This window comes from Marinobacter halophilus, from assembly GCF_003007685.1.
GTDB classification, from domain to species: domain Bacteria; phylum Pseudomonadota; class Gammaproteobacteria; order Pseudomonadales; family Oleiphilaceae; genus Marinobacter; species Marinobacter halophilus.
The window spans coordinates 105060-119971 of sequence record NZ_PXNN01000005.1; the positions used below are offsets into that span (position 1 = coordinate 105060).

The following is a 14912-nucleotide window of genomic DNA, read 5'->3' on the forward strand; positions in this document are numbered from 1 at the left end:
TCCTGCAAAATTTGAAACATTATAACATTTGCAGGCCGTACGGCTATGGGCAGGATTTCAACCGTGTCCGGATTTAGCGTCCAACGCCAGGGATTCCAGGTATTCCAGATTCGGGATCCAGGCGGTTTCGCCTTCCACTTCTACCTGCATCAAGTCTGCCGGCCCGGGCTCACCGTCCAGCTGTCGAATCTGGTCTTCTTCCAGACGAGTCTGGCTTGGAATGCCCTGAATAACCAGTGCCATGAACGGTGCTTGTTGATGGCTGGCGCCAATGGTGTTGAGCACGATGATGCGGCCGCGGTTGTCTCCGGGCACGGTAAGGATGCCACCGTTAGCGGCATCGTAAGACATCACCGGGAGGGTGAGGCCCCGCCAGTCCAGGAACCCCACCAGCCATTCCGGAGTGTTGGCGCCGGCGTCTGTGCTGCTGAAATCCACCACCTCAGCAATTGAGACGTTGGGCAGCAGAAGTTGCCGATCGCAGACTGGAATCATGACGCAAGAGAGCGACTGGCTGTTTTCTTTCATGGCATGTTTCCTCAGGCGGAGTTCCGTTTTTGCCGGCTTTTCAGCAGGCAGTTGTTCTCAATGGTTTTTATCAGCTCTTTGGCCAGCTCCTCGGGGGTGCCCGTAAAACTGGTGCAGCCGGTAGCGGCCACTGAGTCCGGCATCGAACTGTTGCCGCAGCTGCGATGTTCCTGCACCCAGACCCGACTGCCGTAGGCCTTTAACAGGGGCGCAGCGATGGCGCCGTCGTTGCCCATGCCGGAAAACAGAATGGCATGGCAACGTTTGCCATAGTAATCCGCCACGTTGAGCAGGACCTGGTCGATCGAAGGTCCGTAAGGCCCGGGCCAGGGCCTGTTCTGCTCGGTCAGCTGACCACGGCTGTCAATGGACCACTCCCGTTCAACTGGCATCAAAACCACATCACCGTTGCGCACCCGGTAGCCTTCCTCAGCTTGTTTGAGCTGGTAGTGGGCGTGGCGACCCAGCACCCGGGTCAACACCTCGGTAAAGTTACCGTCAATATGTTGGGCGTAGACAAACCCCACCGGCAGGCCGGGTGGCAGATGGTCCAGAAACGTCTTGACGGCGGCAGGCCCACCTAGCGAGGCGCCGAGTATCCAGACGTCTTCAGCCAGGGACTCCGGTGCGGCAGGCGTGATCCAGTGCGACAGCTCTGGGGCTGAGTGCGACTGTGACACGACCTCGATCAGTTGTTCCAGATCGTTGGCGTTATCGAGTTCTTCAAGTTGGCCGAGCTGCTGCTCCAGCTTGTCCAGCAGCCTCCGTTCCCAGCGAAAGTAGTCGGTGCTACCCGGTTTGGGCGCCTGATCGAGGCCGAATAACACCGGAGCTTCGGTATTCTCAAGCAAATGATCAAACAGTGCCAGGTGATCGGCCTCGTCTTCGAGCGTGACCAGCCACAGCGCCGCTTCCGGGAATTCCGGGTAGGCCATCAGCCTCGATGGATCCCCGGAAAAGCAAACCTCAAGGCCGAACTTACCGGTGGCAGCCTGCAACCGGTGACGTTGTAGCACCACATCGGAAACAATTCCGACCCCGGGTCGGGCGGTCATCAATGATTTCCGGTCAGCCGCTTGATGGTTTCAAGCAACTCAGTTTCCTGGAAGGGCTTGCCCAGGTACTCGTTAACACCAATCGACAAGGCCCGCTCACGATGCTTCTCACCGGTTCTCGAGGTGATCATACAGATCGGAGTGTCCTTCAGGTTGTCATCGTGACGGACAAAGCTGGCCACTTCGAAGCCATCCATACGGGGCATTTCGATATCCAGCAGGATGATATCCGGATGATGATCCTGTAGCTGTGCCACCGCATCCAGGCCGTCTTTCGCGGTAATCACCTCCATACCATTGCGTTCGAGCAGGCGCGAGGTGACTTTACGCACGGTGACCGAGTCATCCACCACCATGACGGTTGTGATCTTCTCTTCGTAGCGACTGGTCTCTCTAGCCTTTTCGAGATTAGCCAGGCGCTGGCGCTCGGACAGAATGTCGGAGCGGATCATTGCCGGCAAATCGAGAATCACGACCACGTTGCCGTCACCCAGGATGGTTGCACCCGACACACCCCGAACCGTGCTGAACTGCGGCCCCAGGGATTTAACCACGATTTCCCGGCTGCCCATCAGGTGGTCTACCTGCAGGGCCATCGGCTGCTCGGCTCCGCGCACCAGAATGACCGGCAGTGGCAACGCCTGGCCCTGGAGTTTGGGGTGATGGTCACTGTTCAGCAGACCGCCCAGATACTGCAGGCGGTATTGCTGGCCAGCGTATTCGTACAGGGGTGCGTCTGGCTTGTAATATTCTTCCAGCTCATAGGTGCTGACCCGGACAATACCTTCGATGGTGTTGAGCGGGATGGCGTAAAAGTCCTCACCGGTGGCAACCATCAATGCCCGGTTGACCGATACAGTAAACGGCAGGCGTACCGTGAAGGTGGTGCCGCGACCGACGACGGAATCAATATCCAGACTGCCGCCCAGCTGTTTGATTTCGCTGCCAACCACGTCCATGCCGACGCCGCGACCGGAAATCTGTGTCACCTGTTGGGCAGTGGAGAATCCGGGTTGCAGGATAAACTGCAGGATTTCGCGCTCGGACAAATCTTCATCGGCACGCATCAGGCCCTGGCGAATGGCCTTGTCCCGGATCACGTTCGCTGGGATACCCTTGCCATCATCCATCATCCGCAGAACGACGTCGCCGCCTTCACGGTTCAACGATAACACCACTTCACCGGTGACCGGCTTGCCGGCCTGCTTGCGCTGGTCCGGGGTTTCGATGCCATGGTCAAGGGCGTTCCGCAGCATGTGTTCCAGTGGCGCAATCATGCGCTCCAAAATGTTGCGGTCCATTTCTCCTTCGGCATTGCGGACATCAAACTCGACTTTCTTGCCCAATTCGCCACTGATCTGGCGAACGATACGGCGCAGTCTCGGTACCATCGAGGAGAACGGAATCATCCGGGTCTTCATCAGACCTTCCTGAAGCTCCGTATTGATTCGGGACTGTTGTACCAGCAGGGTTTCGGTATCCCGTACCCGGTCGGCCAGGGTTTCCCGCAAATCGGCAAGGTCAGAGGAGGATTCGGACAAGGCCCGGGACAATTGCTGAATCGACGAGTAGCGGTCCATTTCCAGCGGATCGAAGTCATCGCCGTAATCCGGGCCATGCTCCTGCTCTGCCCGGAACAGAATCTGGGTTTCGGTTTCGATGTCCATCCGGCGCAGCTGCTCACGCAGACGCTCGATGGTGGCGGCCATTTCATCCAGGGTATGGCTGAAATCACTGCTTTGCTGTTCCAGGCGACCCCGGGTAATACTGGTTTCACCGGCCAGGTTGACCAGTTCGTCCAGCAGTGGTGCTGATACCCGGATAGTTTCCTGAGCGGCCCGTTGGGCCTCGGCCGCCTTGTTACGCGCTTTTGCGGGCGACCTGGCCGGCTTTGGTTGCTCCGGAGCCGGCTGAGCCGGAACCCTGGGCTCTGGCGTGCTCTCCTCAGGCGCTGGAGTTTTGGTTTCCGGCTGCGCAGGCTCTGGTGTTGGCTCAGGCGGTTGCTCAGGGGCCTCGGTGATCGCGGCTCCGGACTCGAAACGCTTCCGGATATCCGCCACCATGGTAAGAATGGCGTCGTGATCACGGGTAATGGCTTGCCACTGGACATCGTTCGGGGCTATACCGCCCAAATCAATCAGCCGGGTTTCGAAGATATGAGCCAAGTCCCCCAGTGCACTGATCTGGGAAAGTCGGGCACCCCCTTTGAGGGTGTGCAGCGCCCTTTGCGCTTCCTGGTTGAAGTGGTGGTTGGCCGGCTCTTTGCGCCAGTCGTCCAGCAGCTGCTCCAGTTGATCCATGATTTCGCCGGCTTCTTCCAGGAAGATCTCGAGAACTTCCGGGTCGACCGCGTCGGTACTATCCGTATCGGTCTGATCGACCACCGACCTTGGCTCATCCGAGGCCTGTTGCTCCGCATTCTGGAAGGCACCAAGCAAGCTGATATCGGATTCGGGCTTGCGACCGTGTTCCAGGCTGTCGAGCATGGCTTTGAGGCTGACCAGAGCCTGGTCGCTCAGGATTAACAAGACCTGCTGGTCACTGTCGCCTGCCACCAGGCGATCCAGAGCGTCAGCCCAGGCTTCGGCAAGGTCGGCTATCGGATCGACATCCGACAACCGTGCACCACCCTTGAGGGTGTGCAGTTCTTGTTGCAACCGGGTGACGCCTGCCAGCTCGTCCGGGACTTCACGCCATTGGTTGAGACATTCGGTAATGGCTTCATGAATTTCCAGACCTTCGTCCAGGAAGATGCCGATCAGATCGTCGTCCGCAGCGGCTTCCAGGGCCTCGATCAGTTCAACCTCATGGTCAGACACGGCCTCGAACGCTGGTTCCGGCTGCTCGGTCGGTGTTTCTTTTTCTTCAACGTCGACAGCCGGCAGTTGCTCAGCCGGTGCCGGGCTGTCGCCCCGAAGAATGGCCTGAACCTGCTGAACCAGTTCGTTTGCGGGTGGGCAGGGTTTCTGTGTTGCCACCTGCTCGACCATCTGGGCCAGACGATCATGGCAGGCAAACAGCAGATCGGTCATCGCGCCGCTGGCGTCAATCTCGCCTTCGGCCACTTTTTCGAACAGATCTTCCAGTACGTGCGTCAGATCGCCGATGGCGTCGACGCCGGCCATACGGGCGCCGCCTTTGAGGGTGTGCACCTCGCGTTGAAGCACCGCCGCGACCTCACGATCGGAGGGGTCTTCGCTCCAGCTGTGCAGAGCGCTGCCGGTGGAGTTGATCAGATCGTAGGCTTCTTCCAGGAAGATGCCAACCAACTCTGGATCCATGTGCGACAGGTCCGTCGCCGCCAGCTCCTCAGAACCGGACTCGTCGGTGGTAGTTTCGGCGTCGTCGACTTCGATCAGCTCGAAGTCATCCTCGTACAGGTCCGCTTCGGGCGCACTGACATCGGTCACCGGACGGGAGCCTTTGGCGCCATCAATGTAACTGTGAATTTCGGTAATCAGGTCTGGCGCAGGTCTTGGCGGCTCCTTTGCTTCCAGCGCATCAACCATGCTCGCCAGCCGGTCATGGCAACGGAACAGCAAGTCAGACAGCGTGTCGTTGATTGAGAATTTGAGTTCGGTCAGCCCTTCGAACAGGTTCTCCAGTTCGTGGGACAGGTCGCCGACGGCCGGAATATCCGCCAATCGGGCGCCGCCTTTCAGGGTATGCAGATCACGCTGAAGTAGGCGAAGAATGTCCAGATTGCCGGTGTTTTCGCTCCAGTTTTGCAGGGCCTCAGCCGAGCTGTTGATCAGGTCGCGGGCTTCCTCGAGGAAGATTTCCGCCAGCTCATCATCAAAATCGCTGTCTTCCGAAGAGAGTTCTGGTAAGGGTGGCTGCTTGGTTTCAACGGCGTCGGCCGGGCGCTCATCGGCTTCATCCAGTTCAAGGCTAAGATCAATTTCTTCCAGATCGCCGGTGAACTGCTGATCAAATTCGTCGGGGCCCTGGATTGCCTGATCGGTCTCGGCGGCCGCGTCGGCCAGTGTGTCCAGTTCCTGAATCAGGGCGTCACTGGGTTCGGTAGCCAGTCCGGCGGCAACCTGATCCATCAGATTGATCAGTTGCTCTTGCGCGGCGTGAACCGTGGCAAAGAAATCGCCATCCGGCGTCAGGTTATGCTCGTCAACCGTAGTGTACGTTCGGGTCAGGGCTGCCGCGAGATCGGCCAGATCAAGCAAGCCGGCGTCGGCCGCACCCTGCGTCAGCTGCTCAAGCTCAGCGCGAAGTGTGCCAAGGGACTCGGTTTGCTCCGGGTGCTGGGCCCATTCGTTGAGAATCGATTCCGCGTCCAGGACAATGTCGAGACCTTCGCCGAGGAACAGCTGCACCAATAGCGACGGTGCCTGAGCAGAGGGCTGCTCATCATCGTGTCGGCCGTGTGAAAGCAGCGTTTGCTGGCTGATCTGTTCCAGTCGTGACAGGTAGTCGTCGGTGCCTTCCAGTGAGCCCTGTGGGTTGTCCTTGAGCTGCGCCAGACCCTGGGTCAGGTAGCGGCTGGCCTGCTCAATCAGTTCCAGGACTTCGCGGTCGGCTCGTTTGTTCTGAGCACGCGATTCTTTAACAAACCGTTCGAGCGGAGTGATTACTTCCGCGATCGGTCCGATACCGGCGGTGTGCGCACTGCCCTTGAGGGTATGCAAAGCACGGGAAAGGTCGTCGGTATAGGCAACGGTGGTCTTGTCACTGGCGGCAGACAGGTATTCCTTAATGGTCTGCAGATGGGTTTCGGTTTCGTTCTCGAAGATCTCGAGCAGAACCGGATCAATGTCCTGATCCAGGTCGCCGAGATCGGCATCGGCAGTATCGACGTAGGATTCAACTTCATTATCGCCGGACAGGTCAACCTCGGCGGGCGGCATGCTGGTGGCGTCTGGGATTTCACCGTTGGCCAGTGCATTGGCCCGCGATACCATGAGCGAAATGTCCAGGCTTGCCGGGCGCCGGTGTTCAAAATCGCTGACCAGTGCAGGCACCGCATCGGTAACATCCTGCAACAGCTGAGCGATGTCGTCGTTCATGAACACGCTGCCGTCGATTACCCGGTTCAGCACGTTCTCAACCGACCAGGCTAGCTCGCCGATTACGTCCGCGCCAACCATCCGGCCACTGCCCTTGAGGGTATGGAAGGCACGGCGGACTTCCGCCAGCGCACTGCGGTCGTCATGCTGACGCAACAGCATTGGCAGGTATTCACGGATGGTGTCGAGGACTTCCCCGGCCTCTTCGATGAAGATTTCCAGGATTTCGTCATCGATCAGGTTATCATCGGAAGCGAGCGCCCCTGCGGTTTGCTCAGGCTCTGCGTCGGCTGTGATGTCGAGCTCTGGTTCATCGGCGGTTTTCGGCTGCGCCGCAGATTCAGCCGCTGCATTTGCCTCGGTGAAATCAGCGTCGTCCGCCCGACGGGTAGTGGCAAGGCCTTCAGCGCGTGCAATCAGCTCCGCAACGTCGCCGCTGCTGTTGCCTTCACGGAACTCGTTGATCAGGGACGGGATGCGGTCGTTAGCGTCATCCACCAAGGCAAACAGATCTTCGGTGGGCTTGATGGTCTGATCAATCACCCGATTCAACAGGTTTTCAACCGACCAGGCCAATTCACCAAGACTGGAAGCGCCGACCAGGCGGCCACTGCCTTTGAGGGTGTGGAAAGCCCGGCGTACTTCGGTCAGTGCCTCGCGGTCTTCATGATTCTGGCGCAGGCGAGGGTAGTACTCGTGAATGGTCTGCAAGACTTCTTCAGCTTCCTCCACAAAAATGCCGAGGATCTCGTCGTCCACCAGGTCTTCATCGGAGCCTTTGGCGGAATCTGCTGTTTGAGTCGGTGCGGGTGAATCCAGTATCGGCACTTCGGTGACGTCCGACGCTGGTTGTTCCAGATTCCAGGTTGGCTCCTGACCAACCGGAAAACCAAGGCTTGCCAGGCTGTCTTCCGCGACTCGCAAAATGGCATCGTTGTCACTGATGCCCTCAGCCAGGCGTTCGAGGTAATACTCGATGCTGGTAACGGCATCGGCCAGGGTGTCGAGCTGCTTCCAGTCCGGAACCTGCTTGTTACTCAGCAGTACATCGGAAACATAGCGCTCGGCAGAGCCGAGCATGTCGGCGACCCGGTCCAGGGGAACAAGGCTCAGCCCGCCCCGGATGCTGTGCAGTAGTCCAGGCACGTGATCAATTTCACGGACATCCCATTGGGACGCAATGAAGTTGACGATGGCAGACTTCACCTGTTCCAGGGTATTACGGGACTCCCGCAACAGGGCTTCGCTGGCTTCGCCCAGTTCGACCGAGCCAATATTCGGGCGCTCGCCGTCCTGGGATCCGGTGTCTATATCGTTGCGACGATCGCTGTCGAGGCCCGCAAGACTGGCTTCGACATAAAGCAGCGCGCCGGCAATGTCCATCAGGGTGCCGTCATCCGCCGGCTCACTCTGGCCACAAAGTTGTTCAACCAGTTCGACCTGTTCGGTGACCACCTTGCGGGGAATACCCAAACCAAGCACGGCCAGGGTGTTGGCAACCTGGTGCAAGCCGGGCAGCAGCTCGTCCAGTTCGTTGTTCTGGCGGAGTTCAGCGCGGACAAACAGGTCGAGCTGATCCTTGAGCCTGGCCAGCTCTTCGTTCAATGCGCTGACCACTGAGTGAATGGCATCACGTCCTGGTCCGGAGACACGGCTGCGGGCAGCATCAACGTCGTCTTCCGAGGGCAGGGCAGTATTCAGTTGGTAGGCATCACGAAGTGCCGTCACCTGGGGGCTGTCGAGCTCCCTGGCGCGGGCTACGTAGTAAAGCAGGTGCTTGAATAGTGCCTCGGGAACGGGTTGCTGTAAAATATCGGCGTGTTCGTCAGTGAGCCGACGGATTTCAGAGTCCAGCTCACGCAGCAGGGATTTAACCGCGGTATTGACCGGGTTAACCTTGGCCTGAAGCGTTTCAACAAAGGCGCTGGCGACCTTCCAGAGTTCGCCCCGGGGGGTTTTCTGGCACAGACGGATCAGGCGCTGGATGACTTTCTGCATGTAATCAAAGTGGGCTGCAAGGTCTGCCTCCCGGACCACGCCGGCAAGGGCAAACTGATACATCTGCCGTAACTTGCGCAGGTGTCCCAGTACTTTTGGGTCGTGCAGACGTTCGGAAACCTTGCCACCCACCGAGAATCTCGATGGCGTAAGATCAGGTTTGAACAGCGAGGTGTCCGACAACAGAGCTTCGCCCCGCGCCGCACGCAGGTCATTCAGCAGCGGCAGCAATACCATCGGGAAATCATCCCGACTGCTGCCGAGATGTTCAAGATACTGTGGCAGTTGCAGGATAGACTGCATCAACACTTCGACCGCATCATCAACGCTGACAACAGTCTCGTTCAGGATGGCCTGGGTCAGTTTCTCCATCTCTTCGGTGAGCAGTGCTGCACCGTAGAGTTCCACCATCTGCAGGGTACCGTGTACCTGGTGAAGGTAGTTCAGGCAGAAGCGCAGGCGCGCGGTATCGTCGCGATTATCGACATACGCTTCAAGTGCATGCTGGCCTTGGGTCAGCGTGTCCTGTATTTCGCCCCGAACCCAGTCGAGGGCGATACTGTCATGGTGATTGCCCATAACCACTCCGGTTATTCTTCGTCGGACTGACGTTTGATCCACGCCAGTACATGTTCCGAGGGAACCCTCTGCAGGCCCGGTGGCTGCCAGTCGGTCAGTTCACCCTGGCCAAGCACCAGTAAGCCCCCCGGTGCCAGACGCTCTGCGAGCCGTTTGACGATCTCCCGCCGGCGCCAGCGGCGGAAGTAGATCAGCAGGTTCTGGCAGAAGATAATGTTCATGCCGTGCATCGGCGCCTTGTCCAGGTCCAGTACATTGAGCCTGGTAAAGCAGACGCGGTCACGGATACTGCTCACAATTTCGACGGTGTTCCGTTCTGCGGGACGGAAATACCGGGTTTTCATGTTTTCGTCCATGCCCAGCAACTTGCGAGCATTGAACTGACCCTGACGTGCCTTTTCGATGGCCGGCAGGCTGATGTCTGAGCCAGTGACACCGAATAACGGTTGCAGCGCGAGCTGGCCCATGCATTCGTTCAGGATCATCGCCAGCGTGTAGGGCTCTTCACCAGTTGAGCAACCGACGCTCCAGGCTTCCAATCCGCTTTTTCTGAACGGTTCCCTGGGGCGGGTCATGACATAATCTGCCACCAGCCGGAAGGCATCGGGATCCCGGAAAAACCGGGTTTCCTGGACCGTCAGACGATCCACCAGGGTGGACCACTCTCTGACGGCATCCGGGCCGCTTACGATTTTCTCGTAGTAGGCCTGATAGCTGCTGCAACCGATTTCCCGCATCCGGATACCCAGATTGGTTTCCAGAAACGAGCACCGTTCAGCGGTCAGGGTGATGCCCGTGCGATGCTCCAGCAGAGCCTGCCACTGGCTGAACTGCACCTCATCCATCTCTGGAAGTCGACGCAGTGCCCAAATGCCTTCTGCGGGTGATAGCTGGTTATGCATCTGAGCCATAAACCGTCATCTGCCCCGGGCCGGTGATCAGCTGACCACCGGGACGTCGTTGTCTTCTTCGTGCGCCTGATCAGCGAACTCTTCGTCCGGCAGAGTGAAACCGGCAACGGAGGACCGGAGCTCAGACGCCATTTCGGCAAGATTACCGATAGACTTCGCGGTGGCGTTGGTACCGGATGAGGTCTGCGAGGTGATTTCCTGGATGACGTTCATCGTGTTGGAAATATGCGCCGCAGAGGAAGACTGCTGACGGGCCGCGTTGGAGATGTTCTGGATCAGTTCCGCCAGGCTCATGGATACGTTCTCGATTTCCTCGAGCGCGATACCTGCGTCCTGTGCCAGACGGGCACCACGGACCACCTCGGCGGTGGTGTGCTCCATCGAGATAACGGCTTCGTTAGTGTCCGACTGGATGGTCTTGACCAGCGCCTCAATCTGCTTGGTGGCCGCAGAGGAACGTTCCGCAAGGCGCTGAACTTCATCCGCAACAACCGCGAAGCCCCGGCCTGCATCACCGGCCATGGAGGCCTGGATAGCGGCGTTCAGAGACAGGATGTTGGTTTGGTCAGCAATGTCGTTGATCAACGATACGATGTCACCGATTTCCTGGGAAGATTCACCCAGACGCTTGATCCGTTTGGAGGTCTCCTGGATCTGCTCACGGATGTTGTCCATGCCGCGGATGGTGTTCTGTACCACTTCCGCGCCTTTCTTCGCGATCGCAACCGACCGCTCCGCAACCGCGGAGGATTCGGCAGCGTTCGAGGATACCTGGTCGATGGACACCGCCATCTCGTTGACCGCTGCAGAGGCGCCAGCAATTTCCTGGGCCTGGTGCTCGGAAGCATCGGCCAGGTGCATGGCTGTGGCCTGGGTTTCCTGGGCAGCTGACGCTACCCGGACCGCCGTACCACGAATAGCCTGTACCAGGCCACGCATCTGGTCGATCGCGTAGTTGATGGAGTCGGCGATGGCGCCGGTGAAGTCCTCGGTTACCGTGGCCTCGGTGGTCAGGTCACCATCCGCCAGGTCAGCCAGTTCGTCCAGCAGTCGCAGGATCGCGTTCTGGTTCTGCTCGTTCTGTTCCTGAGTCGCTGCCAGGCGGGCCTGGGCATCGCGGTACAAGGCAAGACCGATGAAGACAACAATTGCAACCATGGCCGCCAGTAGGACGAAGGCCAGGGTCGGGCTGATGACCCGCGTTCTAGACTGGGAAGCAAAGCCTTCTGCCAACAAGGACAGTTCGGCAAGCAGAACCTCGGAATTCTGGAAGATGTCGCTGGCAGCAGTACGAACCTTGAAGAGGTCGGGAGAAGCTTCAAGAATCGCATCAACGTTCTGGGAAACAAATTCGAACAGCTCGTCTACCGCTTCGAGGCCATAGATAGCGTCGTCATCATCGACCCGGGAAATGCCCATAGCCGGATTGCCGTTGAGCTGGCCGTCCAGTACCCGGCCAAACAGGCTGGCGTCACGGCCGAAGCGGTCGGCGGCAATAACCGCGTCTTCGTCACCGGACAGTACGTTGTTAACCGAGCGCACAATACGCTCCGCCAGCAGGGACTGACGCTGGGCCAGAGCTATTTGCTCCGCCGGGGCACCGTTGTCGAGCAGGATCTGAACGATGTCATCGTACTCGACCTGTAGCTGGGGGATGGTTTCGTTCAGGGTACGGGCAACCTCATGCAAACCAAGAACTGCGTCGCGGGTCGACAAAATGCTGTCCGCATTGTCCCGTACGGTGTTCCAGTTCTGCTGAACGCCACTGTCGCGCGCCATCTGACTGGCGGGCAGACCGGTGGCAGGGTTACCTTCTGATACGAATGACCAAAGCTGCTGGAAGTCGTCTCGTGAGCGGCGAAGCTGGTCAAAGGCTTCAGCGGTGCCGCCGGCTGCCTCGGTAGCGTTCTTCGCGATCTCCTGGGAGAGCACCCGCATTTCGGCGGTGTTGGCGATGTATTCCTGGTCGTTCTGGCTGTCACTGTTAATAATGAACAGGACCACAACGAGCAGGACGGTGAGTGCAATCAGCGCGGCGATCAGGCCTGCAACCAGTCTGTTGCCTCCCTGCCCCAAGCTGAGTCTTCCGGCTCTGTTTTTCATCTTCTGGCTCCCGGCCTTTTTCTTTCTGGAATTGGCAAGTTTTTGTAACGGGTATCAGACGGTCAGGGTGATGTTCCTGCCAGTGCTCTCACCCCTACCACTGTGCGACATCGAGAAAGCGTTCGTCTTCCACCAGATCGGCGGCAGAGAACACTTTCCAGACCTCCTCGTTACGCTCATAACCACCGGTCACGAACGGACGAATGCTGTCAGCCACCCCCTCGGGGGCGGCCTTGAAACTGTCTTTTGCAAAATATTGCATACCCAGTACCGTGTCGACCACCAAGCCACTGAACACATCACCTTCTTCGATGACGAGAACCCGGCGCTCGCGCATGCTGCGGGAGGATCGGGGCACATCGAAGAAACCGGCGAGGTCAACCAGGGGCAGCAGGCGGCCACGAACGTTGGCAGCGCCCATCAAAAACGGGCGAACTCCCGGAATATGAGTAAACCGGGGGACGTGCAGGATTTCGGTGACTTCACCCATGGGGGCGACGTAACGTTCGCCCGCCAGAACAAAGCCGATGCCGTTCCAGAGCTCAACGGCTTCCTGTTGCTCCGGAAGGCCGGCGGCCAAGGATCGGCTGCGCTGGGCGATATCCGTCAGAACGGCAAAGGGGGCGGCCTGGGCGGACATGCTTACTCCACGGTTAGGGATCAGGCAATCAGGCTGTTGATTGTTTTGATCAGATCGTCTTCGTTAACCGGCTTGACCAGGTAACCCTTGGCACCTTGGCGGGTTCCCCAAACACGGTCAGTTTCCTGATCCTTTGTGGTGACAATCACCACGGGGATGGAGGCGGTTTCCGGGGCGCGGGTCAGTTGGCGAGTGGCCTGAAAGCCATTGAGGCCAGGCATGACGACGTCCATCAGGACCAGATCCGGTGTTTCTGCACGGGCCTTGGCGACGCCGTCTGCACCATTGTCTGCGGTCAGCACTTCGTGTTTGTGCTTTTCCAGAATGGTGGAAATTTTCTTAACTTCTGTTGGCGAGTCGTCAACAATGAGAATGCGGGCCATTTTTTCCTCGATAATTACTGATGTCAGCAGGTTTACTGTTGCGCCTGTGGGATGTACTGGCGAATAGTATTAAGTAACTCGTCCTTGCTGAACGGTTTGGTCAGGTACTGGTCCGAGCCTACAATCCGGCCTTTTGCCTTGTCGAAAAGACCGTCCTTACTCGAAAGCATGATAACCGGCGTCTTTTTGAAAGAGGAATTGTTCTTGATCAGTGCGCAGGTCTGGTAGCCGTCCAGGCGAGGCATCATGATATCAACAAAAATGATGTCCGGGTGGGAATCGGCAATTTTGGCCAGAGCGTCAAAGCCATCAGTGGCGGTGATGACCTCACAGCCGACCTTTTTAAGAAGGGTTTCTGCGGTGCGACGAATGGTTTTGCTGTCGTCAATCACCATGATCTTCAGGTTCTCGAAGTTGTCATCCATTGTCCAACTGCCTTGCGCTCTAGCGACTGTCGTTATTTTCAAACGGGGGTTTTAACACAAACCTTAAGGTTGTTCTATAAACCCTGCTCATTTATAGAGTAATGATGGCCGGATAAAAAGTATTTGTTTGTGACCAAATGTACTTCTGCCCCCGCCGTCACGTATTGAACGGTGGTTTTCACCGGGTGCAATCATGACTCGGGTACAATACCATCGTCAGCATAGCACTTAATAACTGGTTCGCTCTGCTGACCGGTTCGTGTTTTCACATTGAAATTTCAGGAGACCCTGATGACAGTCCGGCTCGGGATCGTGATGGATCCCATCGAAGAAATCAGCTTCAAGAAAGACAGTTCCCTGGCCATGTTGCTGGCGGCCCAGAAACGAGGCTGGCAGATCGAGTACATGGAGCAGCAGGATCTGTATCTTGCCGGTGGCCAGGCGCGAGCTCACACCCGGGATCTGACGGTGCACAAGGATCCGGAAAACTGGTTCAGTTTTGGTGGCAGCCAGGATCGGGCTTTGGGCGACCTTGATGTAATTCTGATGCGTAAGGATCCGCCGGTGGATCGTGAGTTCCTGATGGCCACCTACATTCTGGAATCGGCGGAGCAGCAGGGCGCTCTGGTTGTCAATCCAGCGGCCACCCTGAGGGACTGCAATGAAAAGTTGTTTGCCACTCAGTTCGAGGATCTGACACCGCCATTGCTCGTAACGCGCTCGTCACTTCGCTTCCGGGACTTTTATGCGGAGCACGGCGACATCATTATGAAGCCGGTTGACGGTATGGGCGGCCGCTCGATTTTTCGGGTAAAAGAACACGACGCCAATCTCGGTGTAATCATTGAAACTCTGACCAATTATGGCGCCCATCAGGCCATGGCGCAGAAGTTTATCCCTGAAATTGCTGATGGTGACAAACGCATCCTGATGATTGAAGGAGAGCCGGTGCCCTACGCCCTTGCGCGGATTCCGTCACAAGGGGAAAATCGTGGCAACTTGGCGGCCGGCGGTCGCGGAGAAGGCCGCGAGCTGACGGCACGGGACCGGGAAATCTGTGCCAGGGTGGCGCCGGTGATCAAACAGAAAGGCTTGATGTTTGTGGGGCTTGATGTGATCGGTGACTACCTCACGGAAATCAACGTCACCAGTCCAACCTGTATCCGCGAGCTGGATGCGGCGTTCGGAACCGATATTGCCGGCCTGCTGATGGATGCCATTGACCGGCGCCTGGGCCGTGGCTGAGCGTCGCGTCGTCCAGGGCAGTGC

9 protein-coding genes are annotated in these 14912 nt (G+C 58.0%); 1 reads left to right on the plus strand and 8 read right to left on the minus strand.

From position 1 onward, the window contains the following. Positions 1-57 precede the first annotated feature (57 nt). The 8 genes from C7H08_RS03785 to pilG all read right to left on the minus strand — a co-directional run bounded on the left by C7H08_RS03785 (position 58) and on the right by pilG (position 13643). Positions 58-528, minus strand: coding sequence for a chemotaxis protein CheW (locus C7H08_RS03785; RefSeq protein ID WP_106670443.1), 471 nt, complete (start codon positions 526-528; stop codon positions 58-60). An 11-nt stretch (positions 529-539) separates the two neighbouring features. Continuing rightward, a complete protein-coding gene (locus C7H08_RS03790; protein WP_106670444.1) occupies positions 540-1583 on the minus strand; it encodes a chemotaxis protein CheB in 1044 nt (347 codons plus the stop codon). Beyond that, the gene (locus C7H08_RS03795) at positions 1583-9181 is read right to left on the minus strand and encodes an Hpt domain-containing protein (protein ID WP_106670445.1); all 7599 of its coding nucleotides are present in this window, start codon (positions 9179-9181) and stop codon (positions 1583-1585) included. The genes C7H08_RS03790 and C7H08_RS03795 overlap by 1 nt, the downstream gene beginning before the upstream one ends. Before the next feature lie 11 nt (positions 9182-9192). Next, the gene (locus tag C7H08_RS03800; RefSeq protein WP_106670446.1) at positions 9193-10092 is read right to left on the minus strand and encodes a CheR family methyltransferase; all 900 of its coding nucleotides are present in this window, start codon (positions 10090-10092) and stop codon (positions 9193-9195) included. A 27-nt stretch (positions 10093-10119) separates the two neighbouring features. Then, the gene (locus C7H08_RS03805; RefSeq protein ID WP_106670447.1) at positions 10120-12195 is read right to left on the minus strand and encodes a methyl-accepting chemotaxis protein; all 2076 of its coding nucleotides are present in this window, start codon (positions 12193-12195) and stop codon (positions 10120-10122) included. A gap of 94 nt (positions 12196-12289) precedes the next feature. After that, positions 12290-12835, minus strand: coding sequence for a chemotaxis protein CheW (locus tag C7H08_RS03810; protein ID WP_106670448.1), 546 nt, complete (start codon positions 12833-12835; stop codon positions 12290-12292). A 20-nt stretch (positions 12836-12855) separates the two neighbouring features. Continuing rightward, a complete protein-coding gene (gene pilH, locus C7H08_RS03815; protein ID WP_011787171.1) occupies positions 12856-13218 on the minus strand; it encodes a twitching motility response regulator PilH in 363 nt (120 codons plus the stop codon). Between the two features lie 32 nt (positions 13219-13250). Next, positions 13251-13643: a twitching motility response regulator PilG gene (gene pilG, locus C7H08_RS03820; RefSeq protein WP_106670449.1), complete on the minus strand. Its 393-nt coding sequence runs from the start codon at positions 13641-13643 to the stop codon at positions 13251-13253. A 291-nt stretch (positions 13644-13934) separates the two neighbouring features. Here pilG and gshB point away from each other — a divergent pair, with 291 nt between their 5' ends. Beyond that, a complete protein-coding gene (gene gshB, locus C7H08_RS03825; RefSeq protein ID WP_106670450.1) occupies positions 13935-14888 on the plus strand; it encodes a glutathione synthase in 954 nt (317 codons plus the stop codon). Positions 14889-14912: the final 24 nt, after the last annotated feature.

What these genes read in the sequence shown, in the direction of transcription:
- C7H08_RS03785 (WP_106670443.1), bottom strand. Translation starts at nt 528, where the DNA reads ATGAAAGAAAACAGCCAGTCGCTCTCTTGCGTCATGATTCCAGTCTGC.
- C7H08_RS03790 (WP_106670444.1), bottom strand. Translation starts at nt 1,583, where the DNA reads ATGACCGCCCGACCCGGGGTCGGAATTGTTTCCGATGTGGTGCTACAA.
- C7H08_RS03795 (WP_106670445.1), bottom strand. Translation starts at nt 9,181, where the DNA reads ATGGGCAATCACCATGACAGTATCGCCCTCGACTGGGTTCGGGGCGAA.
- C7H08_RS03800 (WP_106670446.1), bottom strand. Translation starts at nt 10,092, where the DNA reads ATGGCTCAGATGCATAACCAGCTATCACCCGCAGAAGGCATTTGGGCA.
- C7H08_RS03805 (WP_106670447.1), bottom strand. Translation starts at nt 12,195, where the DNA reads ATGAAAAACAGAGCCGGAAGACTCAGCTTGGGGCAGGGAGGCAACAGA.
- C7H08_RS03810 (WP_106670448.1), bottom strand. Translation starts at nt 12,835, where the DNA reads ATGTCCGCCCAGGCCGCCCCCTTTGCCGTTCTGACGGATATCGCCCAG.
- pilH (WP_011787171.1), bottom strand. Translation starts at nt 13,218, where the DNA reads ATGGCCCGCATTCTCATTGTTGACGACTCGCCAACAGAAGTTAAGAAA.
- pilG (WP_106670449.1), bottom strand. Translation starts at nt 13,643, where the DNA reads ATGGATGACAACTTCGAGAACCTGAAGATCATGGTGATTGACGACAGC.
- gshB (WP_106670450.1), top strand. Translation starts at nt 13,935, where the DNA reads ATGACAGTCCGGCTCGGGATCGTGATGGATCCCATCGAAGAAATCAGC.